Here is a 510-nt window from a genome sequence, read left to right on the forward strand (position 1 = left end):
CCTTTTAGGTTGGTTGGTGTGTGTGATGCTGGGGACCTGAACTGGTAGTAGCCAAGTGATGGGGTGACGCAGGAAGGTAGCCGTGCCACGTGATGGATATCGTGGTGTAAGCGTGTGGCCCGTGTTCTAGGTAAATCCGGAGCACATGTGGGTGAGGCGTGATGCGTACCCGTTTTGGGGGAAGTTGGTGATCCTATGCTGCCGAGAAAAGCCTCTAGCGATGTGGATATACGGCCCGTACCCGAAACCGACACAGGTAGTCAGGTAGAGAATACTAAGGCGATCGGGAGAACTGTGGTTAAGGAACTCGGCAAAATGCCCCCGTAACTTCGGGAGAAGGGGGGCCATGACTGGTGACCGACGTGGTTGAGCTGGTTGTGGCCGCAGAGAATAGAGGGAAGCGACTGTTTACTAAAAACACAGGTCCGTGCGAAGACATTCAAGTCGATGTATACGGACTGACGCCTGCCCGGTGCTGGAAGGTTAAGAGGACCTGTTAGACCCCTTTTG

The 510-nt window shown here is 54.3% G+C and carries 1 rRNA gene; it reads left to right on the top strand.

Annotated features, from left to right (window positions below):
- Positions 1–510: ribosomal RNA gene (locus HMPREF2787_RS03215) — 23S ribosomal RNA — on the top strand; the annotation flags it as partial.

It is taken from the genome of Corynebacterium sp. HMSC061H03, from assembly GCF_001838215.1.
Lineage (GTDB): Bacteria > Actinomycetota > Actinomycetes > Mycobacteriales > Mycobacteriaceae > Corynebacterium > Corynebacterium jeikeium_D.